We start from the raw sequence: 25319 nt of genomic DNA, 5'->3' as shown, positions 1-25319 counted from the left end.
ATACTGCGCCCTCCCTCTATCTCGAGTCGTCACTACCAGGATGGCGCGCGGGTGTGACATTCCTTGCCGCACGGGCTCGTTGTTCGACGCCCGGGGCGGGCAAGCCGCGTCGCTACGCGGCCACGTGCAGGAAGTTCACAGGGGGAAGAGGGAAGTGGTTCGGAAGATCACCGGTAGTCGCGCCGTCCGACCGGGGTCCAACCGCAGTCAGCATAGGCCATCCGAAGGCTCGCAGGCCCGGGTTCCGCAGCGCAGATTTTGGCGTTCTTCAGGTTTTGACCCGGACCATGAACCGCTCGACGGAACGTCGGGACATCACCGATGGGCTGGGATCACATCCAGGGTAAGAACGCACTGCACCTCGGGATGCAGAGTGATGGTCACCTCGTGGTAGCCGATGGTCTTGATCGGTTCAGCCAGCATGACCATCCCACGCTCCAGTACCACCGATGACAGGCTCTGCACCGCGTCAATGATCTCGGCGATCCCGATCGACCCGAACAGCTGACCCTCGTCATTCACCCGGGCGGCGATGACCACCCGGGTCTCCACCAGCAGCAAGCGGATGTTCTCCGCCGCATCCAGTTCCCGCCGGCGAGCCTCCCGCCGGACCCGCTCGGCCTCCTGTATCTGCCGGATAATGCCGGTGGTGGCCCTGGCGGCGAGCCCTTGGGGCAGGAGATAGTTGCGTCCGTAGCCGGTGGCCACCTCCACGATGTCGCCCTTGGATCCCAGACCGGTCACGTCGGTCTTGAGCACCAACCTCATCGAGGGCTCTTCGTGTACGGCAGCAACGCCATCTCGCGAGCGTTCTTGATGGCGATCGCCACCCGCCGCTGGTACTGGGCGCAGGCGCCGGTTACCCGCCGGGAGCGGATCTTGCCGCGTTCGGAAATGAACCGGCCCAGGGTGTCCAGGTCCTTGTAGTCGACGTAGGGCACCCTGGTGTTGTCGCACTTCATCTGCCTGCAACCGGGACAGATCCGCTTGCGGATCGTCTTGGGGCCTCTGGGCCGCCGGCGGCGGCGGTTCGGGATTCGTCTCGCCATGAGTAGTAACTCCTTATCAGAAGGGGGCTTCGTCGGGCGGTGGATTGCTCCGGGCCACGGGGGCGGGGGGTACGTTGCCCTGCTGGCCGCCGCCGCTCCAGCCACCGCCTCTCGGAATGCGGGTCACCGTGGCGGTGGCCCACTTGAGGCTGGGGCCGATCTCGTCGACCTGGATCTCGACCACGGAGCGCCGGTCGCCGTCCTGGGTCTCCCAGCGGCGCTGCTCGAGCCGGCCGGTGACCATGACCCGGTTGCCCTTGCGCAACGACTCGGAGACGTTCTCGGCCAGGTCTCGCCAGCAGGTGGCGTTGAAGAAGCTCGGCTCGCCGTCCTCCCAGGTGTTGGCGTCGCGGTTGAAGCGCCTGCGGTTCACGGCGATGTTGATCTTGACCATGGCCACCCCGTTGGGCGTGAACCTCATCTCGGGGTCCTGAGTCAGGTTGCCTACGATGGTTACTGTGTTGTCAGGCATGCCATTCCTATCTGTCTGCTGCTCACTCGGTTCCCCATTACATCAAGACCCTGTGACACTTTCCCCTGATGCGCCGGGTGCGTCCGCAGCGTTCCGGCCGGGCCGATCCGATGACCCCTCGGTCGTCTTACGTCGACCGGGACGTGCACCGGGCCGGATGATCTTGTGTCGCATCACGGCGTCGGAAAGGGAAAGCGCCCGGTCCAAGGCGGCGACATGGTGGGACTCCCCGTCGAACGTGATGACCGTGTAGTAGCCCTCCCGGGCCTTGTCGATCTCGTAGGCGAGCCGCCGCTTGCCCCAGAAATCGATCTCGATGACAGCGGCGTCGGCGCCGTGGAGAAAGTTCTTGAGAACCTGTGACTCACGCCTGGCATCGGCCTCGGGCAGTTCGGGCCTGTGAATGGTCATCAACTCGTACGTGCGCATGGGGACGCATCACCTCCTTCGGACATCCGGGCCGGACAAACCCCCCGGAAGGCGCCATCTCGGGCGCAGGACCTCGATTGTGGGAACCGCATGACGACATCATGCATCAACGGTGCGGAGAAGTCTAGTGGTCTGTTCAGTGGTCAGTGGTCAGTGGTCAGTGGTCAGTGGTCAGTGGGAGGCGTACCTGGAAGATCTCCGGCCATAGCTTGCCGGTCAGGTAGAGGGACCGGTCTGCGGGGTCGTAGGCAATGCCGTTCAGCACATCGATCCCGTCGGTCGATCCGAGGCGATCGAGTAGCGGCGATGCGTCGAGCCGGCCCACGACCCTCCCGGTGCCGGGGTCGATGATCACGATCTCCTCGGTCTGCCACACGTTGGCGTAGACGAGATCCTCCACGCACTCCAGTTCGTTGATCCTCTCCACGGGCTCTCCGGCCCTCAGGACCTCCACCCCGCCGACGGGCTCGAAGGTCGTCAGGTCCCGGAAGGTCAGCCGCGACGATCCGTCGCTCATGACCAGCCGGTCCTCCTGGGCGCACAACCCCCACCCTTCGCCCGCGTAGGAGAAGGTGCCCAGCGGGGCGAGTGTCTCCGCATCCCAAATGAAGGCCGTCTCCTCCTTCCAGGTCAGTTGGATGAGGCGGTCCCCCACCAGCTCGAGGCCCTCTCCGAAGAACTCCTGGCCGAGGCTCCTGGAGCGGATCACGCGCCCGGTACCGGCATCCACGATCCGCACAGTCGACTCGCCGTAGAGCCCGGTGCTCTCGTAGAAAACCCCGTCCCGCAGGACTAGACCCTGGGTGAAGGCCCGGGGGTCGTGGGGAAGGGCCCTCATGAAGACCGCCTCGACAGCTACCGGATCGGCCGGGATCGTCGTGGAGGGCTCGACCGGATCCGTAGAGGAGGCCGTCGCGGGCGGCTCGGCCGTTATCACCGCTTCCGGTGCCTCCGTCGCGGGCGGCTCGGCAATGGTCCCCGCCTCCGAGGACGGCGTGGCCGGCACAGTCGTTGCGAGCGGCCTGCTACTCGTCGAGGAGGTCGGAGCACCGACAGGTGCGGCGCCGGCGCAGGCTCCGAGGAGAAAGCACCCGAGCAGAGCTACGGCCAAGAGCGTGGTCGACCCCGACGCGGCCCGCCAGGGAGGACCGGATCCCTGAGGCACGAGGGATCCCTCCTCTCTCAGGGGCGGTTGGCGCCGGCCGAGCGAAGCGCCGACAGCAAGGGGATGGCCGCTATCTTCTCCTCGGTCAGTTCCTCCCACCGCAGCCCGGGTTCAGGATGTAACCCCTCACAGAAGATCACCCGATCGGGGGTGACGATCAGGTCGAGACGGAGGTCATGGTCCGCCATCGGTATCCGATCCGTCTCCAGCACCTGGAGCTCATGGACGGTGGTGCCCACCACGGTGTCCGGTCCGATGAGGCCCGCCTCCCAAGCCAGGGCGTACTCGAGGTCGCTGAAGCCGCCGCCCTTCCCGAGCCGGGCTCCGGCCGGGTCGACAGCCACGCAACCCGTGATCACCAGGTCGACCGGCTCCATGTCCTCGATCGCGACGGTGCGGGCCGAGCGGGAGGCACCCTTGATGGATGAGGCCGCCCTGGGAGAGTCGGTCAGGCGATCGGGATCCAGACAGAAGAACGGCTCCGGCTCGGCCAGCCGGGGCACCGCCATGAAGACCAGCTTCCCGTCCTCCAGCGCCCGCTGGCGGACCGGCCACTGGGGCGAGTCGGGGTTGGACTTCAGCGTGCCCGCTTCCCGCCACGCCCTGGTGCCGCGCAGTCGCTCGGCGGCGGCCTCCGCTCCGACGAAGTTGGAGATCCGGTTCCGAGCACCTGGAAACCGGGCGACCCCTCCGGCCGAGAGACGGTCCCACACCATCTCACGGAGCGAAGCCTTGGCGGCGAGGAGAGCCGGGTCTCCTCCGGCGTCATGATCGTGGCCCGCCGTCCGTACCATCCCGGTCACGTTACCCTTCCCCGATCCCCCGAATAGGCTCCGCCGGCCCCCGACCCGGAAGGCTTCCACCCCAATGACCCGACGGCTCATTGCCGGATCCTTGGCCATCCTGCTCCTCGTCTCCTGCGCGGGAGCGGGCACCCGGGGTTCCGGCCGGGTCGAGCTGCTGGTGGCGGCGGCGTCCTCCCTAACTGACGCCTTCCGGGACATCGAAGCTGCCTTCGAGGAAGCCCATCCCGGCATCGACGTGGTCCTCAACCTGGGAGGTAGCTCTCTACTGCGGGAGCAGATCCTGGCTAGGGCGCCGGTGGACGCCTTCGCTCCGGCGAACATGGCCATCATGGAAGAAGCACGCGCCGCCGGCCTCGTCAGCGGCAGCGCTCGCGTCTTCGCTCGCAACACCATGGCCATTGCCGTTCCCGTTGGGAACCCGGGAGGGGTGACCGGCCTGGACGACCTGGCGCGGCCGGAGTTGCTGGTGGGACTGTGCGCCGAGACGGTTCCATGCGGTCGATTCACCCGCCAGATTCTCCTGAAGGCCGGGGTTACGGCCCGACCCGATACCGAGGAGCCCAACGTGCGCGCCCTGCTCACCAAGGTCGAGCAAGGGGAACTCGATACCGGCATCGTCTACGCCACCGATGTCCGGGGGGAGAACGGCGTGGTCGCCATCGCCATCCCGGAGGATTACAACGTCACTACGGACTACCCGATCGCGATAATGTCCGCCACGTCCCACCCGGAAGCCGCGACGGCCTTCGTCGCCTACGTGCTGTCGGACGAGGGGCGTGCGCTCCTGGGCCGGCACGGGTTCCAACTCCCCTGACGGTGCCCGGACAACCACCGGAGCCCAGGTGTATCGAGAACATGAGCAATAAGGTTTGATGACAGAAGACCAACAGGACAGCATCGGGACCTCCCGCCGGAGCGGGAGCCGGTCCAGGCCGGCTCGCCGGCGGCGCCGGCCACCCGCGTTCATCGCCATCCCGGCCGCCATCGGGCTGGCTCTGTTCGCCCTGCCGGTGCTGGGCCTTCTCGGCCGCGCCCCGTGGAGCCGGCTGGCAACCCTTCTCGGCTCCGACATGGCCCTGGAAGCCCTAAGGCTGTCGGCCATCTCCTCGGCCAGCGCGGCGATCATCTCCCTGTTCCTAGGCGTTCCCGTGGCCTGGATACTGTGCCGCTACGAGTTTCCGGGGCGATCCCTCCTCCGGGGTCTCGTCCTGCTCCCGATGGTTCTGCCGCCCGTGGTGGGAGGGGCAGCCCTGCTGTTCGCCCTGGGGCGGCGCGGCCTGGTGGGATCTCCCCTGTACGAGACCACCGGGATCGTCCTGCCGTTCTCGACCGGCGGGGTGATCCTGGCGGGGGCGTTCGTGGCGATGCCCTTGATGGTGCTCACCGTGGAGGGTGCGCTCCGCAGCCTGGACCACCGCTTCGAGCGGGCGGCCGAGACGCTCGGAGCCGGACGGTGGACCGTGCTCCGCCGGGTGACGATCCCCATGATCGCCCCGTCGGTCGTGGCCGGCACGGCCCTGACCTGGGCGCGGGCGCTCGGTGAGTTCGGGGCGACCCTGACCTTCGCCGGCAACCTCCAGGGACGCACGCAGACGCTGCCCCTGGCGGTATTCGTCGCCCTCGAGAGCGACCGGGACACCGCACTGGCCCTCAGTCTCGTGATGGTGGTCGTCTCGCTGGCCGTGATCGTCGCTCTCAGGGACCACTGGTGGCGAAGCGGATGAGATCCGGCTTGGACTCACGCCTGACTGTGGAGCGGTCCGGCTTCCATCTGGACATGGCTCTGGGCATCGATCCCGGGCAGACGGTGGCCCTGCTCGGCCCGAACGGAGCGGGCAAGACGACAGCGGTGGGAGCGCTGGCCGGTCTGGTGCCGCTCGACCGGGGCTACATCCGGCTCGATGATCGGGTTCTCGACGACCCGGCCACCGGGACCCTCGTAGGACCGGCGGAGCGCCGGATCGGTGTGATGTTCCAGGACGGCGTGCTGTTCCCCCATCTGAACGCGCTGGAGAACGTGGCGTTCGGGCTTCGCTCCCGCAGCGTTCCCCGCCGGGAGGCCCGCCGGCGCGCCGCCGGATGGCTGGAGGCGGTGGGCCTCGATCAGCTGTCCGACCACCGGCCGGGTCGCTTGTCGGGAGGCCAGCGGCAGCGCGTCGCTCTGGCCCGGGCATTGATAACCGAGCCCTCCATGCTGTTGCTGGACGAGCCGTTCTCCGCCCTCGACGTCAGTTCAAGGGCCGGACTGCGCCGGCTGCTCCAGGACCACCTGGCCGGATTCCCGGGACCGAGCCTGCTGATCACCCACGACCCCACCGAAGCCTTCCTTCTGGCCGACCGGCTGATCGTGCTCGAGAACGGCTCGGTGGCGCAGGAGGGCAGCGCCGACCAGGTCCGGCTCCGTCCCGCCAGTCCCTACGCGGCCGACTTGGCAGGGGTCAACCTGGTGGTGGGGACCGCCTCGGGACGGGTCCTGACCGTCGGGAAACACCAGCTGGTGGTCCCCGAAGCGGCATCGGGCCAGGTGATCGCCACCATCCATCCCCGCGCCATCTCCATCCATCTCGATCGGCCGGGAGGGAGCCCGCGCAACTCATGGCCTACCAGGATCGAGCGTATCGACCACCACGCCGATCGGGTCCGCGTCCAGACCGGTCATCCGCTGCCGGTCACCGCAGAGATCACCCCTGACGCCCAGACGGGCCTGAACCTGGCGCCCGGATCGGAGGTGTGGTTGTCAGTGAAAGCCACCGAGATACAGGTGAACGCCAGCTGATACCTGCGCGGCAACTCCCCTCTCTCCGGCATGCAGTAGGGGCCGCTCGGGCCGTCCGGGTGCGGTAGCAGGGCGCCGGTAGCCTCCACCGGCATGAATGCCGTGGATCTAGTCGTCATCGGCGCCGGACCCGCGGGCGCCGCCACCGCCATCCGGGCCGCTCGCCAAGGCGTCGGCACGGTGGTATTCGACCGGGCACCCTACGGCCGTGACAAGGCCTGCGGCGATGGACTCACCCCGCGCGCCGTAGGCGCCCTCGGCGAACTGGGCATCGACCTCGGCGCCTCCCATCTCATCGAAGGCCTTCGGATGATCGCCGGGAGCACCGAACGGACGCTGCGCTGGCCCGGGACCAGCCGCTTCCCGGCTCACGGGGCGGTCTGGCCCCGTCGCAAGCTGGACGCCGCCTTGGTGGACGCCGCCACCGAGGCCGGCGCGCGCGTGATCTGGGATACCGAAGCCCTACCGGTCTTCGAGGGGACCCGTGTGGTGGGGGTCGAAGCCGGCGGCCGCCGCTGGGGGGCGGGAATGGTGGTGGCCGCCACCGGGGCGCCCGGCGCGGCCGCCCGCCTGCTGGGCGCCACCCGGGTGGCCGAAGAGCCCTACGGGGTGGCGATCCGCAGCTATGCGGCATCTCCCCGTCACGCCGAGCGCTACATCGAAGCCTGCCTGACCATGCGTGACCCCGAGGGCAACGCGGTGCCCGGTTACGGCTGGATCTTCCCGGCCGGGGACGGGACCGTCAACATCGGCGCCGGATCCCTGTCCACGATGAAGCACTTCAGCCGCCTCAACCTGAACTCGCTTCTCGATTCCTACCACGCCCAGGTGCGGGACTCCTGGGAACTCGGGCCCTACCTGGAGCGCCCGCGGGCCTGGCGCCTTCCCATGAGCTCGGTCCGGCGGCACGGTCCGGGCTGGGTCGTGGTGGGTGACGCGGCCGGACTCGTCAACCCGATGAACGGCGAGGGCATCGACTACGGGCTGGAATCAGGCATCATCGCCGCCGACCTGTTCGTCGAGGACCCTGCCACGGCGCCCGAGCGGTACGACCGGGTGGTGAGCGAACGCTTCGACGCGTTCCTGCGCACCGGCCGGCGGTTCTCCCTGCTGATAGGCCATCCCGCCATCCTCAATGCGGGATTGCGGGTAGCGGTCGGCACCCAGGCCATTGCCCGCATCACCCTGCGGGTCATGGGCAACCTCGTGGATTCGGAGACACCGGGCACGGCGGGAAGGGTGCTGGGCGCCGCCGACCGGATCCTGGCGCTGGCCGAGCCGTTGCTGAGGAGGACAAGGGCCCGGGCTTGACCCCGTTCGACACGGCCATGCTTACCCACGTAATGGTATGGTCGGAGGCCCCAAGGAGGACGGGAAGATGGCGGGAATCACATTCGATGCGGTCGGCAAGATCTACGGTGGTGAGACAAGGGCCATTTCGGACGTGTCGATCGACATAGCCGACGGCGAGTTCGTGGTGCTCGTGGGACCGTCCGGATGCGGCAAGTCCACTCTGCTGCGGATGGTGGCCGGCCTCGAGGACATAACCGAGGGCAAAATCATGATCGGGGACCGGGTGGTCAACGACGTGGCCCCCAAGGACCGCGACATCGCCATGGTCTTCCAGAACTACGCCCTTTACCCGCACATGACGGTGCGGGACAACATGGCCTTCGGCCTGAAGCTGAGAAAGACCCCCAAGAAGGAGATCGAGGAACGGGTCGGCGAGGCGGCCCGCATCCTGGAGATCACCGACTACCTGGACCGCAAGCCAAAGGCCCTGTCCGGCGGCCAGCGGCAGCGGGTGGCCATGGGCCGGGCCATCGTGCGGGAGCCGGCCGCCTTCCTGATGGACGAGCCCCTGTCCAATCTCGACGCCAAGTTGCGGGTCCAGATGCGCTCTGAGCTGGGCCTCCTGCACTCCCGGCTCGGCACCACCACCCTCTACGTCACCCACGACCAGGTGGAGGCGATGACCATGGGAGACCGGGTAGCGGTCCTGAAGGCGATCTCGGACACCGAGTCCAATCTCCAGCAGATAGCGGCGCCGCGGGAACTCTATGACCACCCCCGCAACCTGTTCGTGGCCGGCTTCATCGGCTCGCCCGCCATGAACTTCGTCTACGCGACGGTGGGCGCCGACGGGACCTCCACCACGCTCGACTTCGGCGGCCACAGCCTGGCCGTGGACTCCGCCGCCCTCCCCGACGGGTTGGCGCAACGGTCCGGACGCGAGATCGTGGTCGGCGTGCGGCCGGAGGCCTTCGAGATCAGGTCGGCGGCCGGCGCCGGCGGGAGCTCCATGACCGTGGCCGCTTCCCTCGTGGAGCAACTCGGCTCCGAGGCCTACGTCCACTTCGCGGTGCCGGTCCGGCCGGTGATAACCGCCGATATCGAGGCGCTGCTGGCCGAGGAGGGCACGGATGCCGGTGCGTTGGGCGACGAGACCAAATTCACCGCCCGGGTCAACCCCGACCATGCTCCCCGAGTCGGACAATCCGCAGAGCTGGTCGTCGACACCACCAAGCTGCACTTCTTCGATCAGGAAACGGGCGACGCCCTCTAACCCGAACCGAACTTCGCAGGGCCTCCATAGCCGGAGGCCTCCTCCAGCCTCCTTTCCCTTCGGACACTCCGCGCCCAGCCCGGATCGCCGGTTTTTCCCGGCGCGTTGGGGGTGCTTGCACTAACCTGGAAACGATGTCAGGTGGAGCCCCCACCTGACTCTGAAGGGAGGAGCAATGGCCCAAACGGGACTTGACAGTTACTTCAAGGTCTCCGAACGCGGATCATCAGTAAGCACTGAGGTCCGTGCAGGAGTCACCACTTTCCTGGTAATGGCCTACATCCTGTTCGTCAACGCCGACATCCTCGGCGCCACCGGCCTTGATCCGGTCGCGGTCGCCGCCGGGACGGCCCTGGTGGCGGGGGTGCTATCCATCGCCATGGGGGTGATCGCCAACCATCCGATCGCTCTGGCGGCCGGGTTGGGAATCAACGCGGCTGTAGCGTTCGGCTTGGTACTGACGGACGGGCTCACCGCGGAAGGCGCTATGGGCGTGATCCTGTGGGAGGGCATCCTTGTCACCATCCTGGTCGTGCTCGGCCTGCGGGAGGCGGTGATGGAGGCGATCCCCGACAGCCTGAAGTATTCCATCGGGGTGGGCATCGGCCTGTTCATCCTCTTCATCGGCCTGGTCAACGGGGGCCTGGTGCGGAGCGGTGGCGCCATCGTGGAGTTCGTGTTCCCGAACTCGTATGCCGCGGGTACCACCCTGGTCGGGGTGCTGATCGCCTTGGTGCTGATGGCCCGTAAGGTGAAGGGCGCGATGATCATCACGATCATCCTCACCACCATCGTGGCGTTGATCCTGGACGTGATCGACCTGCCCGACAGCCTTTCGGCCAGCGTCAGCTTCTCGACCATCGGCGCCGTCGACATGGGGAACGTGTTCGCTGAAATGGGCGCACTAGCGGCCATTCTCACGATCTTCACCTTCATGCTGACCGACTTCTTCGACACGATGGGGACGGCCACCGCCGTCTCCGAGCAAGCCGGGCTGACCGACAAGGAAGGTCGGATTCCCAAGCTCCGCGAGCTGCTCCTGGTGGACTCACTGGGCGCAGCCCTCGGTGGACTGTGCGGGGTGAGCTCCAACACCAGCTACATCGAGAGTTCGGCAGGCGTGGCCGAGGGAGGAAGGACCGGCCTGACGTCGGTGGTTACCGGCGTGCTGTTCCTGATCGCCATCATCCTGTCGCCCCTGGCACTGCTGGTACCCAGCCAGGCCACGGCTCCGGTTCTGATCCTGATCGGGTTCCTGATGGTGGGGCTCTTGAAGAAGATCGACTTCACCGATCTGGAAGAGGGACTACCGGCGTTGCTGGCGGTGATCCTGATGCCGTTGACCTATTCGATCACGGTGGGCATCGCGGCAGGGTTCCTGACGCATACCCTGATCAAGATCGTGAAGGGCAAGGCCGCCCAGGTCCACGTCCTGATGTGGATCGTCTCAGCGGCATGCCTGGTCTACTTCCTCCAAGACTGGATCAGCGCTTACCTCTAATCGATGATCGACCATCCAACGACTACGGAGAGGGCGCCGTCCGGCGCCCTCTCCTCATATGGTGGGAGGGGAGTGAAGGATATGGAGAGGTTCGTGCGGGGCCTGCCGAAGTCGGAGCTGCACATCCATATCGAAGGCACCCTCGAGGCGCGGATGATGTTCGACCTGGCCCGACGCAACGGGGTGGAGTTGCCGTACGGCTCGATCGAGGAGGTCGAGGCCGCTTACGCGTTCGCCGACCTGCAGTCCTTCCTCGACATCTACTACCGGGCCGCCGCGGTGCTCCGGACGGAGGACGACTTCGCCGATCTGATGTCCGCCTACCTGGCCCGGGCGGCGGACGACGGGGTACGCCACGCCGAAGTCTTCTTCGACCCCCAGACCCATACCGAACGGGGCGTTGACATCGGCACGGTGATCCGGGGCTTCGTAAGGGCCCGGGAAGAGGCCGCACCCGACATCACCTCCACGCTGATCCTGTGCTTCCTACGGCACCTGCCCGCCGAGGCCGCCGTCGAGACTCTGAAGGCGGCCCGGCCGCACCTCGAGCACGTCCAGGGCGTGGGCCTCGACTCGGGCGAGATGGGCAACCCGCCGGAACTGTTCGCCGAGCCCTACCGCATGGCGGTCGAGGCCGGGCTCACCCCGGTCGCCCACGCCGGCGAGGAGGGACCGGCCGGATACATCCGCTCGGCCCTCGACGTCCTCGGCGCTCGGCGCATCGACCACGGGGTCAGGGCCTGGGACGATCCGGAGCTGGTGGAGCGGCTCGCACGCGAGCGGGTGCCCCTGACCATGTGCCCCCTATCGAACCAGCGGCTCCAGGTGTTTCCCGACCTCGGACTGCACCCCCTCAAACGGTTCATGGACGCGGGGGTGCTGGTGACAGTGAACTCGGACGACCCGGCCTACTTCGGCGGCTACGTGGGCGATAACTACCTCGCGATCGCCGAAGCCCTCGACTTGACCCGGGCGGACATGGTCCGGCTGGCGAGGAACTCGGTCGAGGCCTCCTTCCTGCCGGAGGACCGTAAAGCGGCCCTCCAGGATGAGATCAGCGCCTACGTCCGGTCACATCCGGCGAGCCCTTGATGACGGGCGAGCGTGGTCTGTCTGCGAAACAGCTAGGCCGTTCCACAGACAGACCACCTCCGCTATCCTTAACCGGCCTGCCGCGCCCTCCGGGGCGCTTGATTCATGGCAGGCCCGGTCCGGCGGTCGCCCGCCCCCATCCGTGTTTCTGAGGAGTTGCCATGTCGAACGTCATCCTGCGCGCCGAGACCGGCCGCCAAACCGGTACGAGAAGGTCCCGAAGGTTGCGGCGTCGCGGCATGGTGCCCGCCACGCTCTACGGCCAGGGTTCGGAGTCCCTCTCGATCGCGGTGAGCGCCCGCGACCTCCGCTCGGCATTGACCACGGATGCCGGTCTCAACGCGGTGATCAACCTCCAGATCGGGGAGGAGACCCACACCTCCCTGGCCCGCCAACTCCAGCGCCATCCCACACGGGGAGACATCATCCACCTGGACTTCCTCAAGATATCCCTCACTGATGAGGTCGAAGCGGTGGTGGCCATCGAGTTGGTCGGAGATCCGGCCGCGATCCGGGAAGGAGGCGGCATCCTCGAGACGATCGCCAACACGGTGACCGTGCGGGCGCTGGTGACCGCCATCCCGGAGTCGATCCAGGCGGACATCTCCGGGCTGGGAGTCGGCGACACCCTTCGCTTGTCGGACCTTCCCGCTCCGAGCGGGGTCGAGTACCTCGACGACCCGGACCAACCGATCCTGGTGGTCAGCCTGCCGGCCATCGCCCTCGCCGAGGAAGAAGTCGAGGAGGACGAGGTTCTCGCGCTGGTCGGCGACGGCGACGGGGCAGAGACCGAACCAGAACAGGACGCCTGACCTACAAGGTCCCAACCGAGAGGGCCAGCATGCCGGCGATCGTGGGGCTCCACAACCCCGAACCCGCCTACCGGGGCACGCGCCACAATGCCGGGGCCGAGGTGATCGCCGCCCTGGTGAAGCGCTCGGGGACCCGCCTGGGGCGGGGACCGCGCCGGGTCCGGTGCCGGGTGGCCCAGGTCCGCATCGGCCCCGATCCTGCGCTGCTGGCCGTCCCGACCGTCTCCATGAACGTCTCAGGTCCACCGGTCCGGGGGCTGATCGGCTACTACAAGGTGGCGCCGGAGGATCTGCTGGTAATCCATGACGACATCGATCTGCCCTTCGGCCGGCTCAGGCTCCGATCAGGCCATGGCCACGGCGGCCACAACGGGGTGCGTTCGATAGCCGGATCGCTCGGAACCACCGATTTCTGGCGCCTCAAGCTCGGCATCGGGCGCCCGCCCGGCCGGATGGATCCGGCCGACTACGTTCTGAGCCGGTTCTCGGCGGCAGAACGGGAGGAGGTCGACCACCTGGTGGACGACGCCGCCGATGTGGTGGAGAGATTCATGACCGACCCCGAAAGAGCCATGGAACTCGCCGGCGGCAGGCGGCCTTGACCCGGATGCTCGTACCGGCGATCCCCACCGTTCTCACCGGGGCAAGGAGGTAGTCACATGCCGCGCCTGATCGGGGCAATCGACCAGGGAACCACTAGCACCCGCTTCATGGTCGTCGATCACGACGGGGCGGTAGTGGCATCGGCGCAGGAGGAGTTCGAGCAGATCTACCCCCGGCCCGGCTGGGTGGAGCACGACCCGGCAGTGATCCTCGCCTCGGTGGAGAGCGTCGTCACCCGGGCCCTCTCGCAGGCAGGCCTGACCGCCCGGGATCTGGTGGCGGTGGGGATCACCAACCAGCGTGAGACCACGGTGGTCTGGGACCGCTCCACGGGCGCGCCCCTGGCCAACGCCATCGTCTGGCAGGACACCAGGACGTCCCGGCTCTGCCGTGAACTGGAGGATGGTCACGGCATGGATCGCTTCCGGCCGGTGACAGGCCTCCCGCTGGCCCCCTACTTCAGCGGTCCCAAGACCGCCTGGCTGCTCGATCACGTGGAAGGGCTGGCGGAGCAGGCCGCCGCCGGGCTGGCCGTGATGGGGACCGTCGACTCCTGGCTGCTCTGGAACCTCACCGGCGGTACCGGGGGCGGCCGGCATGTCACCGACGTCTCCAACGCCTCCCGCACCATGCTGATGGACCTCGACACCCTGGCCTGGAGCGACGAACTGCTCGCCGCCATGAGGATCCCCCGCTCCATGATGGCCGAGATCGTTCCTTCCGTCGGAAGGGTGGGGCGTGGCACCGGGGTCCTTGAAGGGGTTCCCATCTCGGCCATCCTCGGCGACCAGCACGCCGCCCTGTTCGGACAGACCTGCTTTCTCCCGGGCGAGGCCAAGAACACCTACGGGACCGGCTGTTTCCTGCTGATGAACACCGGCGGCGAGATGGTCCCCTCGACCCACGGCCTGCTCACCACGATGGGGTACCAGATCGCCGGCGAAGCACCCGTCTACGCGCTGGAGGGCTCCGTCGCCATCGCCGGAGCGGTGGTGCAGTGGCTGCGCGACAACCTCGGCGTGATCTCGACCGCCGGCGAGATAGAGACCCTGGCCGCCTCGGTGGAGGACAACGGTGACGTGTACTTCGTACCCGCCTTCTCGGGCCTGTTCGCGCCGCACTGGCGCTCGGACGCCCGGGGGGTGATCACCGGCCTGACCCGCTACTCCACCCGGTCCCACATAGCCCGCGCCGCCCTGGAGGCGGTGGCGTACCAGACGCGGGAGGTGCTGGAGGCGATGCAGACCGACTCGGGCGTGACGCTCAGGGAACTCCGGGTCGACGGCGGCATGGTGGCGAACAGCCTGCTGATGCAGTTCCAGGCCGACATCCTCGACGTTCCGGTGGTGCGGACCGGAACGGACGAGACCACCGCCCTCGGCGCCGCCTACGGGGCCGGCCTGGCCGAGGGGTTCTGGCGTGATCTCGACGATCTGCGCGCCCGATGGCGGGAAGCGAACCGGTGGTCGCCCGGCATGACGGCCGCGGAACGGGAGATGCTGTACGCCGGGTGGCACAAGGCCTTGGAACGTTCGCTGGACTGGGTCTCCTAGGAGTCCGGCGCGCGGTGTAGGGTTGCCGCGGGGAGGTAGTCCTATTTCGATCCCTGACCTGCTGGCGCTCTTCCGGGTCATGTGCGTTCCGGCCATCATCGGCCTCGTGCTGGCCACCGAGCACACAGCCGGCCGGTACCTCTTCGGCATCGCGACTGTGCTGGTCATCTGCGCCGGTCTCAGCGACTTCTTGGACGGCTACATCGCCCGGCGCCAGGGCATCAGCTCCACATTCGGCGCCTTCCTGGACACCACCGCCGACAAGATCCTGGTGAGCGGCGTGCTGATCGCCCTTGTCTCGGTGGACCGGGCATCGGTATGGGTCACGGTCATCATCATGACCCGCGAATTCGTGGTGATGGCGATCCGGAGCGTGGTCGCCATCGACGGGACCCTGGTTCCGGCTTCGGTGGCCGGCAAGACCAAGGCCGCCGTCCAGTTCTTCGCGCTCGGCTTCGCAATGATGCGGTTCCCGGACCCGTGGGGACCGCTCTACTTCGACGAGTACTGGATGTGGTTGGCCGGCGCGGTGACGATGTTGTCGGGCTGGGACTATGCCGTCAAGTTCTGGCAAGCGGTCCGCCAGGCCGGCCGAACCACGGATCCGTGACCGTACTGGTCACCGGCGGCACCGGCGTGGTGGGACAGCCGGTAATCCGGCGGCTGGTGGCAGCGGGACGGGAGGTACGGGGCCTGGCACGCTCGGAGAAGGCGGCATCCGTTCTGGCGGGCCTGGGCGCCGTACCGTCCACCGGCGATATCGAAGACCCCGATTCCCTGGACCGGGCCATGTCGGGGTGCGAAGTGGTGTACGACATCGCCGGGCTGGTGTCCTTCTGCCCTGCTGATCCGGCTGCCCTGTACCGCATCAACGTCGAGGGAACCCGCAACGTGGTCACGGCTGCCCGCCGGGCCGGGGTCCGGCGCCTGATCCACACGTCTTCGGTGGTGGCCCTGGGAGAGAGGCCGGGAACGGTGGGGAACGAGTCCACCCAACACACCGGTCGCTACACCAGCCACTATGCGCGATCCAAGCACCAGGGAGAGTTGGTGGCGCTCGCCGAGGCAGGAGACATGGAGGTGGTGGTGGTGAACCCCGCCTCCGTCCAGGGCGCCGGCCGGACAACCGGCACCGGCGACCTGCTGCTCCAAGCGGTGAACGGTCGTTTCCGATACCTGGTGGACACCCCTATCTCGATCGTCGATACCGAGGATTGCGCCCGGGGCCATATCGCCGCCGAGCAGTACGGGGTCGCCGGCCGCCGCTACGTGTTGAGCGGATTCACCATCACCCTCCGCCAGTTGCGTGACCTGCTCTGCGAACTGACCGGTCGCAACTACCCGATCAGGTTCCTGCCCAGGCCCCTGCTCGCTCCGCTGGGCCCGGTGGCCGACCTCATCGGGCGGCAGGTTCGATCTGTTCCCATCTGCCGGGAAACCGTGCATCTGATGCGCCACGGCGCCAGGTACGACGGTTCGCGGGCCGTCCGGGAGCTGGGATTGGAGTATCGATCCGCCCGCGAGACCTTCGCCGGAGCACTCGACTCGTTCCGGAAGGCCGGCCTCACCGACGCCTGAACTCAGTTCGTAGTTGGTAGTTGGTAGTTTCCATTGACCACTGACCACTCATCGGCGAGCCGGGTACGATGGTCGGTCGTGCGCGCACCCCTCGCCCCTTTCCTGGATCGCTGGCGCCGCGACCGCCTACCCCGTCCTCCCGACCGGCTGGTGGTGCCGGTGGCAGCCCGGGCAATCACCGTCGGCGGTCTGGCCCGATCGGCCCGGGGGCCGGTCGTGGTGGTGGTCCCGTCCGATCCCGAGGCCGAGACCCTCGCCTCCGATCTCCGGCTGTTCACGGACGACGTCCTCCTGTTCCCGTCCTGGGAGACCCTGCCCTTCGAGCACGTCTCCCCCAACCTGTCCACCATGGCCTTGCGGTCGGAGGTCCGTGACCGCCTGGACGCCGGTCCTCGTGGCCTGGTGGTGGTCGCTTCGGTGCGGTCCGTCATCCAGCGGGTCAGCGGGTGCTCCACCGAACCGGTGGTGGTGAGCTCGGGGACCGCGGTAGCGTTCGAGAATCTGGTCGACCGCCTCGACGCCTACGGCTACACCCGCACTGATCGGGTCGAGGCGAGGGGGGAGTTCGCCGTGCGCGGCGGCATCCTCGACGTCTTCCCGGCGCAGGCCGAACTTCCCGTCCGCCTCGACTTCTGGGGCGACGAGGTCGACGATATCCGGGTGTTCTCGGTCGGGTCCCAGCGCTCCACCGATTCGGCGGATGAGCTTCGGGCCTATCCGGCCCGCGAGCTACGGCCGGACGCAGAGGTCCGGGAGGCAGCCCGGGACCTCTACCACCGCCTCCCCTGGGCGGCCTCGATCTGGGATCGGTTCGCGCAGGGGATCCGGTTCGCCGGGATGGAGTCCTGGCTCCCGTGGTTGGCCCCGCCCCGCTGCTTCCTGGATGAGATCCCGCCGTCGGCCACCACCGTCCTTCTCGACCCGGTCCGGACCAGGGCACGGGCCACGGACCTGGCCGAGGAGGAACAGGACCTGGCCGAGGTGCTCGCCGGGACCTGGGGAGAGAGCTTCCCGATAGACGCCGACCGGCCGGCGCTGTTCCTCGATCTCGACAGCGCCCTCCCCGGAAGCGTGCTGGAATGCCCTCCGCTGGCGGCTTCCCCCGCTGACCGCGGCATCACGGTGGGACCCTGGGAGGGGCAGCCCGGTGATCGAGAGTCGGTCACGTCCGCGCTGCAGCGTCTGCGGATCGCGGGTACGGATGTGGTCCTGGCCATGGACGGCGCCCCGGCTGCCAACCGGGTGGCGGAGGTTCTGAGGGAGAACGGCCTGGACCTGCCGGTGATCGAAGGAGTGACGAAGCCGGTCCGTTCCGGAATCCTCGCCGAGGGTATCCACACCGGAGTCGTGCTTCCCTCCCTGAAGCTGGTCGTGCTCGGCGAGCGGGAGATACTGGGTCGCCGCCGAGCCCACCGCCGCCCCGTCACCCGCCGCCGGACGACCTCCGGATACGAAGACCTGGAGTCAGGCGACTACGTGGTCCATCGCCACCACGGAATCGGACGCTTCGACGGGCTGATCAGCCGCACCATCGCCGGGGTGGAACGGGACTACCTCCTGATCGTCTATGCCAAGGATGACCGTCTGTACGTGCCCACCGACCAGCTGACCGCTGTTCAAAAATACACAGGGGGTGAATCCCCCCGTCTCAGCCGGATGGGAGGTCGCGATTGGGCGGCCACCCGGAACAAGGTGCGCCGTGAAGCCTCGGTCCTGGCCGAGCATGTGGTGGCGGTCCACCGCGCCCGGGCAGTAGCCCAGGGCCACGCCTTCGCCGCCGACACCCCTTGGCAGCGCGAGATAGAGGCCGCCTTCCCCTTCGAGGAGACCGCCGACCAGCTGGCCGCGATCGAGGACGTGAAGCGGGACATGGAGTCACCGCTCCCCATGGACCGTCTCATCTTCGGCGATGTGGGCTTCGGCAAGACCGAGGTAGCGCTGCGAGCTGCCTTCAAGACGGTTGCGGACGGATACCAGGTGGCCATGCTATGTCCCACGACCCTCCTCGTCCAGCAGCATTTCCAGACCTTCTCGGAGCGCTTCGCCGCCTACCCCCTCCGGGTCGAGATGCTGAGCCGCTTCCTCACCCCGGCCCAGGCACGCAGGGTGATCAACGGCCTCGAGAGCGGCCAGGTGGACATCGTGATCGGAACTCACGGATTGCTGTCCGACCGGGTGAGGTTCCGCAAGCTGGGCCTGCTGGTCGTGGACGAGGAGCATCGCTTCGGCGTCAAGGCCAAGGACCGCATCAGAGCCATGAAGACAGCCGTGGACGTGGTCACGCTGACCGCCACGCCAATTCCCCGCACCTTGGAGATGGCCCTCACCGGGATCAGGGAGGTGAGCCACATCCGCACCCCACCCGAGGATCGGCATCCGATCCTCACCTTCGTGGGCCCCTACGACGCGAGGGTGGTGTCAGCGGCCATCCGCCGGGAGATGCTCCGCGACGGGCAGGTCTTCTACGTCCACAACCGGGTTCGCTCGATCGAACACGCCGTGGCCCGGCTCCGGGAGCTGGTGCCGGATGCCCGCTACGGGGTGGCCCACGGCCGGATGAACGAGGGGATCCTCGAACAGATGATGCTCGACTTCTGGGATCACCGCTATGACGTGCTGGTCGCCACCACCATCATCGAGTCGGGGCTCGACCTGCCCCAGGTCAACACCCTGATCGTGGAGCGAGCCGACCAACTGGGCCTCGCCCAACTCCACCAGCTTCGAGGCCGGGTGGGACGGTCGGGACGGCGCGCCTACGCCTACCTGTTCCACCCCGAGACCACGCTGTCCGAGACCGCCTACCGCCGCCTGGAAGCGGTGGGCGAGGCCAGCGACCTCGGATCCGGGCTCCAGCTCGCATTGCGGGACCTGGAGATCCGGGGAGCAGGCTCGATCCTCGGAGAGGTTCAGTCGGGGCATATCGCGGCGGTGGGCTTCGACATGTACGTGGAACTGGTCTCCGAGGCGGTCGCCGAGCGGATGGGCACCGAACCCGCCCGCGAGACCATCAAGGAAGTCCGGATCGATCTGCCGGTGGACGCTCACCTGCCGGACGACTACGTATCCGACCAGCAGGCCCGGCTCGAGGCATACCGCACCCTGGCGATGGCCGTCTCCCAGGCGGGTGTGGCCGATGTGGCGCTGGAATGGCGGGACCGCTACGGCCCTCTTCCCGATGAGGCGGAGCGCCTGCTCGACATGGCCCGGCTGCGGGTAGAGGCCATCAGGGTGGAGATCGACCAGATCGTCCAGTTCCGCAAGGAGATCCGCCTGGGGCCGATTCGTCTCAGCCAATCGCAGGAGATCCGCCTCGAGCGCCTGGCGCCGGAGGCCATCCTGAACGCCACCGAGGGGAAGCTCTTCCTACCCGTACCCGGGTACGTGGACGCGGTCCCATTCCTGCTGGCCTTTCTGGCCAGAATGTGGCCCCCGCCCGCCGATGGCGGTGAGGTCCCCGAGCCCTAGGCACTGCGATGATGTGGGCCCGGTCGGCCGCCGTACGTAGCCTTCCTGGCATCAGGGCTACCATCGCTACCCGAACTCCATGGGCGCCGGCACCGGATAGCGCCCGCAGGAAGGAGACAAGGTTGCATAGCCCCATCACCGAACGCCGGAAAAGCCGGGTCCGTCCGGTCCTCCTCGCGCTCGCGTCGTTGGCAGTGGCTCTTCTCGTTGCGTGCGGGAGCACCGACGAAGTGGCCACGGTGGACGGCGAACCCATCACCTTCGACGAGGTGACCGCCTTGATCCCGGACACAGGCGACACGGTCGACGTCACCCGCTTCGCCAACTCGCTGATGCTGGTGGTGGCCGACCGGGTGATGTCAGCGGAGGCCGAGGAACAGTTCGGCGTGGTCAGGACCGTGCAGCTGATCGACGCCAAGCTCGGGGAACTGCTCATGCAGACCGGCCTGACTCCCGAGCAGATTTACGAGACCTACGGCCTGACCGAGACCTCTCTCCGCCTCATCGCAGCCCAGGAAGTCACCGCGGACCAGGTGACGGCCGAACTCCTTGCCGGCGCCGGCCCGCCGGACGAGGAGGAACTGATGGCGATCTACGAGGGGTCCCTCAACGAGCTCAGCCAGGTCTGCGCCGCCCACATCCTCGTCGAGACCGAGGAGGAGGGCGTCGCCGTCTATGACCGCGCCGCGGCCGGGGAAGACTTCGCGGCACTGGCGATGGAGCTGTCAACCGGCCCGAGCGGCCCCAACGGGGGCGATCTGGGGTGCTCCTCCCCCGCCACCTACGTGGAGGAGTTCGCCGCCGCGACGCTCGAAGCGGAGGTGGGCGTACCATTCGGACCGGTCCAGACCACCTTCGGTTGGCACGTGATCCTGGTGAACGAACGGATCGTTCCCGCATTCGAGGATGTCCGGGACGGGTTGGCCGAGGATCTGCGGTTATCGGAAGGTAACCGGCAGTGGGTGGATTGGCTGACCCTCGTCCTGGTCGAGGCGGAGGTCACCGTGGAGCCCGAGTACGGGACATGGAGCACCGAGCCGAGCCCCAACATCATCCCGCCGGAATCCTGAGCGAAGTCCTGATCATCGCCGGCCTCGGGCCCGGAGATCTCTCCGGTACGCCTGCCGAGGTCCGGGAGGCGTTGCTCGATCCCGATCACCATGTGATCCTCCGTACCGGGCAGCACCCCGCCGCCGCCCAGCTGGCGCGGAGCAGGCAGGTGACCACCTGTGACGACCTCTATGACGCCGGAGAGACGTTCGACGAGGTGTACGAAGCCATCGTGTCGCGGGTCCTGACGGTGGCCGATGCGGGCCCCGTCATCTACGCGACGCCCGGCAGCCCCCTCTACGGGGAACGTACCGTGACCGAGTTGAGGAAGCGGTGCCGTGCCACGGGCAGGCCGGTCGAGGTGAGACACGCCCCCTCGTTCCTCGACGAGGTGTTCGCCGCCCTCGACCTGGACCCCACCGACCGTGGTTTCACGGTGCTGGACGGCCGGGACCTGCCGGATCCCCTGATGCTCCACCTGCCCACGGTGGTGTTCCAGGTCGACACCGGACCGGTGCTCGACGATGCGCTGGGCAGGCTCGGGCGCACCCTCCCCGAAGGCACCCCGGTGACCGTGCTGACCGACCTCGGCACCGAGGCGGCCCTGATCCGTACCTATCCGATCGGGGAGGTACCCGCCGATGCGGCAGGTTCGCGTACCAGCCTGTTCCTCGATCCTCCCGAAACCGGCCTGGTCGGGGCCGTCCGGGCGATGCGGCGGCTGAGGAAGGAGTGTCCTTGGGATCAGCGCCAGACCCACGACTCTCTCACTCCGTACGCGATGGAGGAGACCTTCGAGCTGCTGGAGGCGATCGCCGGGCTCCCTCCCGGAGCCCCTGGCGGGGATGAGACCGACTACGTGGCCTACCACGATGTGGAGGATGAGCTGGGCGATGTCCTCCTGCAGGTGATATTCCACTCCAACCTGGCCTCGGAGACGGGAGCGTTCGACATCGAAGACGTGGCCGAGACCCTCCGGCGAAAGCTGGTGCGCCGCCATCCCCATGTGTTCGGCACCCTGGAGGTCCGGGACACCGAGGAGGTGATCGCTAACTGGGTGGAGATCAAAGCGGGCGAGAAGCACCGGGAATCGCTCATGGACGGCGTGCCGGGCGCTCTCCCCGGACTGGACCGGGCTGTGAAGCTCCAGAAAAGAGGCGCCCGGGTGGGATTCGACTGGCCGGACGCCCGCTCGGTGGTGGCCGATGTGGAGGAGGAGATCGAAGAGCTGGTCGAGGTGATCGACCAGGGCGAGGAAGCCGACCCTGCGCATGCGGACCACGAGCTGGGTGACGTGCTGTTCGCGGTGGCCAACCTGGCCCGCCACCTCGGCGTGGCGCCCGAACTCGCCCTGCGCAAGGCCGTCAACCGGTTCGAGAGCCGTTTCCGCCGCATGGAAGAACTCGACGACCTCGCAGCCGCCGACATCGACCGCCTGGACGCCCTATGGGAACAAGCCAAGCGGGAGGAACGCGCCTAGCCATCGGGTGCCTGGATCGAGTGGTAACCGTACATATGTTCGTATGGTATGGCCCTTGTTCGACATGAACCGGCTGTAACCATCTGAGAAGATTGATGGCTATAGGTTCTTCTTGTCATCGATTGCGGAGCCTGCGTGAGTAGGGGATGCCCGGAATTGGCGGCTCATCGTGATAAGTTAACGAGCCAGTCTCAAGGGAGCACCGGTGGCCACCACCATCTCTACGGTCCGCGCTAGGCAGATTCTTGATTCCCGCGGTAACCCGACCGTGGAGGCCGAGGTAGGCCTCAGCGGCGGTGCCGTGGGAAGAGCCGCCGTGCCCTCCGGCGCCTCGACCGGGACCCTCGAGGCGGTCGAACTCCGGGACGGGGGCGCCGGCTACGCCGGGAAGGGCGTGACCCGGGCCGTATCGCACGTCAATGACATCCTGGGGCCTGCGGTAATCGGACACGACGCCACCGAGCAGCCGCTCATCGACCAGATCATGATCGATCTCGACGCCACCAGCAACAAGGGCCGGATGGGCGCCAACGCCATCCTCGCGGTGTCCCTCGCCGGCGCCCACGCCGCCGCAACCCAGCTGGGGATGCCCCTGTTCCGCTACCTGGGCGGGCCCTCCGCCCAGGACCTGCCCGTTCCCATGCTCAACGTGCTAAACGGGGGCGCCCACGCCGCCAACCCGTTGGACGTCCAGGAGTTCATGGTGGTTCCGGCCGGCCTGCCGTCGTTCTCCGCCGCTCTCCGAGCCGGCGTGGAGGTCTACCAGACCCTCAAGAAGGTCCTGTCCGCCCGGGGCTTGAGCACCAACGTGGGCGACGAGGGCGGGTTCGCACCGGAGCTCTCCGGCAGCCGAGAGGCCCTGGAGTTGCTGATGGCCGCCATCGAGCGGGCCGGGTACCGACCGGGCGAGGAGATCGGCCTGGCTCTCGACGTGGCCGCCACCGAATTCCATCGCGACGGTGCCTACCAACTCGAGGGCAGCTCCCTGGGGGCAGGCGGCATGGTCGAATTCTACGAGGAACTGGTCGACACCTTCCCGATCCTGTCCATCGAGGACGGCATGTCGGAAGACGACTGGGAGGGCTGGGCCCTGCTGACCGAGCGGTTGGGAGGCCGTTGCCAGCTGGTCGGGGACGACATCTTCGTCACCAACCGCCTGATCCTGCGCCGCGGCATCGACCAGGGCGTGGCGAACGCCGTTCTCGTCAAGGTCAACCAGATCGGGTCGCTTTCCGAAACCCTTCACACCATGGAGATAGCTCGGGGCGCCGGCTACGGACGGGTGGTCTCGCACCGGTCCGGCGAGACCGAGGACACCTTCATCGCCCATCTGGCCGTGGCAACCAATGCCGGACAGATCAAGACCGGAGCACCGGCCAGGTCGGAGCGGACCGCCAAGTACAACGAACTGCTCCGGATCGAGGAGCGGCTGGGGAGCCAGGCCCGCTACCCGGGCCTGTCGCTCTACGGAGGCGGCTGACGGTGGAAGCCCGCCAGCGCCGCAGCATCCTTCTTCCGCTGATAATGCTGGGGCTGGTGCTGGTTGCTGCGGTGGACGTGTTCCCGGTACGCCAGCTGGTGGCGCTCAACGGAGAGGCCGAGGATCTTCGCCTGCATCTGGCGGAGATCCGGGAGGAGAACGCCCGGCTGGAACGGGAGGTGGAGTTGCTGCACTCCCCGACCGAGATCGAGCGCATCGCCCGAGCCGACTTCGGCTACGTAAATCCCGGAGAAACCAGCTACGTCGTCATCGTGGCCGATGAACCCCAGGAAGCAGTGCCCCAGGGCGGCGGATCGAACGAGGTGGTTCCGGAGTCCGGCGGATTCTGGGAGGCGCTGTGGGACTTCGTCACCGGCCACGACATGAGCGATGGATGAGCGCCAGGTCGTAGCGGCACAGATCGGCCGGCCCTCGCGGGCGGAGATCACCACCCTTTCCCGTTGCCATCTCGACCTCCCCGTCGTCGTCCGGGTGCCCCCGGTACTGGAGGACGGCACGCCCTTCCCGACCCTGTACTGGCTGACCTGCCCCCTCGCGGTACGGCGGATCAGCCGCATCGAGAGCGGCGGCGGGGTCAAGGCGCTGGACCGGCGAGCGGACCGGGTCCCCACATTCGGGGCCGCCCTGGAAGCGGCGCATGCCCGCTACACCGCCCAGCGCGACGCCCTGCTTCCGGAGGGTGCCGAACCACAGCCCCGGGGTGGAGTGGCCGGCGCCACCAGCGGGGTCAAGTGCCTCCATGCCCACTACGCGGACACGCGAGCCGGCAACGCCAATCCCGTGGGTGAACTGGTTTCTCCCTGGGTGGAGCCGCTCGACTGCCCGGTTCCCTGCGTGACCGACGCCGAGGGCCGGGCCGCCAGGAACCCGCACTGGGTCGAGCCCCGCTGAGCTGTGAGGCCGGAGGTCGGCGGCGGCGCCGGCCGGATGGTGCGACAATGGGTCGCAGGCCCGGGTGACGGAATCGGTAGACGTGGCGGACTTAAAATCCGCTGTCCGTAAAGGGCGTGTGGGTTCGAGTCCCACCCCGGGTACCGGGCTCTCCTGGTGCTTCGCTTATACCGGCCATGGCGGGGCATGTTCCTCGCTGCCCTGACCGATGTCTGGCTTCCAGGCAGGAGGGTACACAACGGCCTGTCGCGCGGTATCACAGGAGAATGATTGGCCGCCAGTTGCACCCCTCCGGACACTTCAGTAGTGACGCCGGGCACCTAGCCGTGGGTGTTCACGCTGTTGGGGGAACGAGCGCCGAAACCCGGTGCCCATTCGCCTCCGAGCGCCAACCACAATCCACGCCTCTGTTGAGGGCCCCCGTCCCGAACGAACCAAGGCTCAGAACCACAATCGAATGGGCGTGCCTCCACAACCATCGCCGTCGGCCCAGCGACTCACATGTGACAACTCAGATCCTTGACTCGTGG

General features: G+C 67.7%; 25 protein-coding genes and 1 tRNA gene. 20 read left to right on the top strand and 6 right to left on the bottom strand.

Annotated elements, in window-relative coordinates; all coding sequences use genetic code 11:
- Positions 1-315 precede the first annotated feature (315 nt).
- The 5 genes from rplI to ACOQPD_RS13505 form a co-directional block, all read right to left on the bottom strand.
- Positions 316-768, bottom strand: a complete 453-nt coding sequence (gene rplI / locus ACOQPD_RS13525; RefSeq protein WP_420612483.1) for a 50S ribosomal protein L9 — start codon at positions 766-768, stop codon at positions 316-318.
- Positions 765-1049, bottom strand: coding sequence for a 30S ribosomal protein S18 (gene rpsR, locus ACOQPD_RS13520; protein ID WP_420612482.1), 285 nt, complete (start codon positions 1047-1049; stop codon positions 765-767). The genes rplI and rpsR overlap by 4 nt, the downstream gene beginning before the upstream one ends.
- A 16-nt stretch (positions 1050-1065) precedes the next feature.
- Entirely contained in the window at positions 1066-1521 is a 456-nt protein-coding gene (gene ssb, locus ACOQPD_RS13515; RefSeq protein WP_420612481.1) for a single-stranded DNA-binding protein, read from the bottom strand.
- 42 nt (positions 1522-1563) lie between these two features.
- Entirely contained in the window at positions 1564-1950 is a 387-nt protein-coding gene (gene rpsF / locus ACOQPD_RS13510) for a 30S ribosomal protein S6 (protein ID WP_420612480.1), read from the bottom strand.
- A gap of 157 nt (positions 1951-2107) precedes the next feature.
- Positions 2108-2788: a glutaminyl-peptide cyclotransferase gene (locus ACOQPD_RS13505; protein ID WP_420612479.1), complete on the bottom strand. Its 681-nt coding sequence runs from the start codon at positions 2786-2788 to the stop codon at positions 2108-2110.
- Between ACOQPD_RS13505 and ACOQPD_RS13500 the strand changes: the two genes are divergently transcribed.
- Positions 2787-3110: a hypothetical protein gene (locus tag ACOQPD_RS13500; protein ID WP_420612478.1), complete on the top strand. Its 324-nt coding sequence runs from the start codon at positions 2787-2789 to the stop codon at positions 3108-3110. The genes ACOQPD_RS13505 and ACOQPD_RS13500 overlap by 2 nt on opposite strands.
- A gap of 22 nt (positions 3111-3132) precedes the next feature.
- Here the strand turns inward: ACOQPD_RS13500 and ACOQPD_RS13495 are convergent, their stop codons facing one another.
- Positions 3133-3909 carry a 5-formyltetrahydrofolate cyclo-ligase gene (locus ACOQPD_RS13495; RefSeq protein ID WP_420614393.1) on the bottom strand — a complete coding sequence of 259 codons (777 nt, stop codon included), beginning with the start codon at positions 3907-3909 and terminating at the stop codon, positions 3133-3135.
- A 73-nt stretch (positions 3910-3982) separates the two neighbouring features.
- Between ACOQPD_RS13495 and modA the strand changes: the two genes are divergently transcribed.
- The 19 genes from modA (at position 3983) to ACOQPD_RS13400 (ending at position 24932) form a co-directional block, all read left to right on the top strand.
- Positions 3983-4735, top strand: a complete 753-nt coding sequence (modA, locus tag ACOQPD_RS13490; protein ID WP_420612477.1) for a molybdate ABC transporter substrate-binding protein — start codon at positions 3983-3985, stop codon at positions 4733-4735.
- Positions 4736-4793: 58 nt separating this feature from the next.
- Positions 4794-5645: an ABC transporter permease gene (locus ACOQPD_RS13485; protein WP_420612476.1), complete on the top strand. Its 852-nt coding sequence runs from the start codon at positions 4794-4796 to the stop codon at positions 5643-5645.
- An 8-nt stretch (positions 5646-5653) separates the two neighbouring features.
- Positions 5654-6697, top strand: coding sequence for a sulfate/molybdate ABC transporter ATP-binding protein (locus tag ACOQPD_RS13480; protein WP_420612475.1), 1044 nt, complete (start codon positions 5654-5656; stop codon positions 6695-6697).
- 93 nt (positions 6698-6790) lie between these two features.
- Positions 6791-8008: a geranylgeranyl reductase family protein gene (locus tag ACOQPD_RS13475; RefSeq protein WP_420612474.1), complete on the top strand. Its 1218-nt coding sequence runs from the start codon at positions 6791-6793 to the stop codon at positions 8006-8008.
- Between the two features lie 67 nt (positions 8009-8075).
- Positions 8076-9263, top strand: a complete 1188-nt coding sequence (locus ACOQPD_RS13470; RefSeq protein ID WP_420612473.1) for an ABC transporter ATP-binding protein — start codon at positions 8076-8078, stop codon at positions 9261-9263.
- Between the two features lie 175 nt (positions 9264-9438).
- Complete coding sequence (locus ACOQPD_RS13465) at positions 9439-10764, top strand: NCS2 family permease (RefSeq protein WP_420612472.1); 1326 nt, start codon at positions 9439-9441, stop codon at positions 10762-10764.
- Between the two features lie 81 nt (positions 10765-10845).
- Complete coding sequence (locus ACOQPD_RS13460) at positions 10846-11856, top strand: adenosine deaminase (protein ID WP_420612471.1); 1011 nt, start codon at positions 10846-10848, stop codon at positions 11854-11856.
- A gap of 161 nt (positions 11857-12017) precedes the next feature.
- On the top strand, positions 12018-12668 hold the full coding sequence (locus tag ACOQPD_RS13455; RefSeq protein ID WP_420612470.1) for a 50S ribosomal protein L25: 651 nt from the start codon (positions 12018-12020) through the stop codon (positions 12666-12668).
- Positions 12669-12697: 29 nt separating this feature from the next.
- Complete coding sequence (gene pth / locus ACOQPD_RS13450; protein ID WP_420612469.1) at positions 12698-13270, top strand: aminoacyl-tRNA hydrolase; 573 nt, start codon at positions 12698-12700, stop codon at positions 13268-13270.
- A gap of 57 nt (positions 13271-13327) precedes the next feature.
- The gene (gene glpK, locus ACOQPD_RS13445) at positions 13328-14824 is read left to right on the top strand and encodes a glycerol kinase GlpK (RefSeq protein WP_420612468.1); all 1497 of its coding nucleotides are present in this window, start codon (positions 13328-13330) and stop codon (positions 14822-14824) included.
- Positions 14825-14846: 22 nt separating this feature from the next.
- Positions 14847-15434, top strand: coding sequence for a CDP-diacylglycerol--glycerol-3-phosphate 3-phosphatidyltransferase (gene pgsA / locus ACOQPD_RS13440; RefSeq protein ID WP_420612467.1), 588 nt, complete (start codon positions 14847-14849; stop codon positions 15432-15434).
- On the top strand, positions 15431-16402 hold the full coding sequence (locus ACOQPD_RS13435) for an NAD-dependent epimerase/dehydratase family protein (protein WP_420612466.1): 972 nt from the start codon (positions 15431-15433) through the stop codon (positions 16400-16402). Before pgsA ends, ACOQPD_RS13435 begins: the two co-directional genes overlap by 4 nt.
- Before the next feature lie 78 nt (positions 16403-16480).
- Complete coding sequence (gene mfd / locus ACOQPD_RS13430) at positions 16481-19867, top strand: transcription-repair coupling factor (protein ID WP_420612465.1); 3387 nt, start codon at positions 16481-16483, stop codon at positions 19865-19867.
- A gap of 122 nt (positions 19868-19989) precedes the next feature.
- A complete protein-coding gene (locus ACOQPD_RS13425; RefSeq protein WP_420612464.1) occupies positions 19990-20937 on the top strand; it encodes a foldase protein PrsA in 948 nt (315 codons plus the stop codon).
- Positions 20892-22397 carry a nucleoside triphosphate pyrophosphohydrolase gene (mazG, locus tag ACOQPD_RS13420; protein WP_420612463.1) on the top strand — a complete coding sequence of 502 codons (1506 nt, stop codon included), beginning with the start codon at positions 20892-20894 and terminating at the stop codon, positions 22395-22397. Before ACOQPD_RS13425 ends, mazG begins: the two co-directional genes overlap by 46 nt.
- Before the next feature lie 205 nt (positions 22398-22602).
- Complete coding sequence (gene eno / locus ACOQPD_RS13415) at positions 22603-23877, top strand: phosphopyruvate hydratase (RefSeq protein ID WP_420612462.1); 1275 nt, start codon at positions 22603-22605, stop codon at positions 23875-23877.
- Between the two features lie 2 nt (positions 23878-23879).
- Positions 23880-24275: an FtsB family cell division protein gene (locus ACOQPD_RS13410; protein WP_420612461.1), complete on the top strand. Its 396-nt coding sequence runs from the start codon at positions 23880-23882 to the stop codon at positions 24273-24275.
- Positions 24268-24789 carry a DUF501 domain-containing protein gene (locus ACOQPD_RS13405; protein WP_420612460.1) on the top strand — a complete coding sequence of 174 codons (522 nt, stop codon included), beginning with the start codon at positions 24268-24270 and terminating at the stop codon, positions 24787-24789. The genes ACOQPD_RS13410 and ACOQPD_RS13405 overlap by 8 nt, the downstream gene beginning before the upstream one ends.
- Before the next feature lie 58 nt (positions 24790-24847).
- A tRNA-Leu gene (locus ACOQPD_RS13400) sits at positions 24848-24932 on the top strand.
- The last annotated feature ends 387 nt before the right edge of the window (positions 24933-25319 follow it).

Origin of the sequence: Candidatus Spongiisocius sp. (assembly GCF_965221825.1) — a bacterium.
Taxonomy (GTDB): Bacteria; Actinomycetota; Acidimicrobiia; order Spongiisociales; family Spongiisociaceae; genus Spongiisocius.
This window is presented reverse-complemented; position numbering and strand designations above follow the sequence as displayed.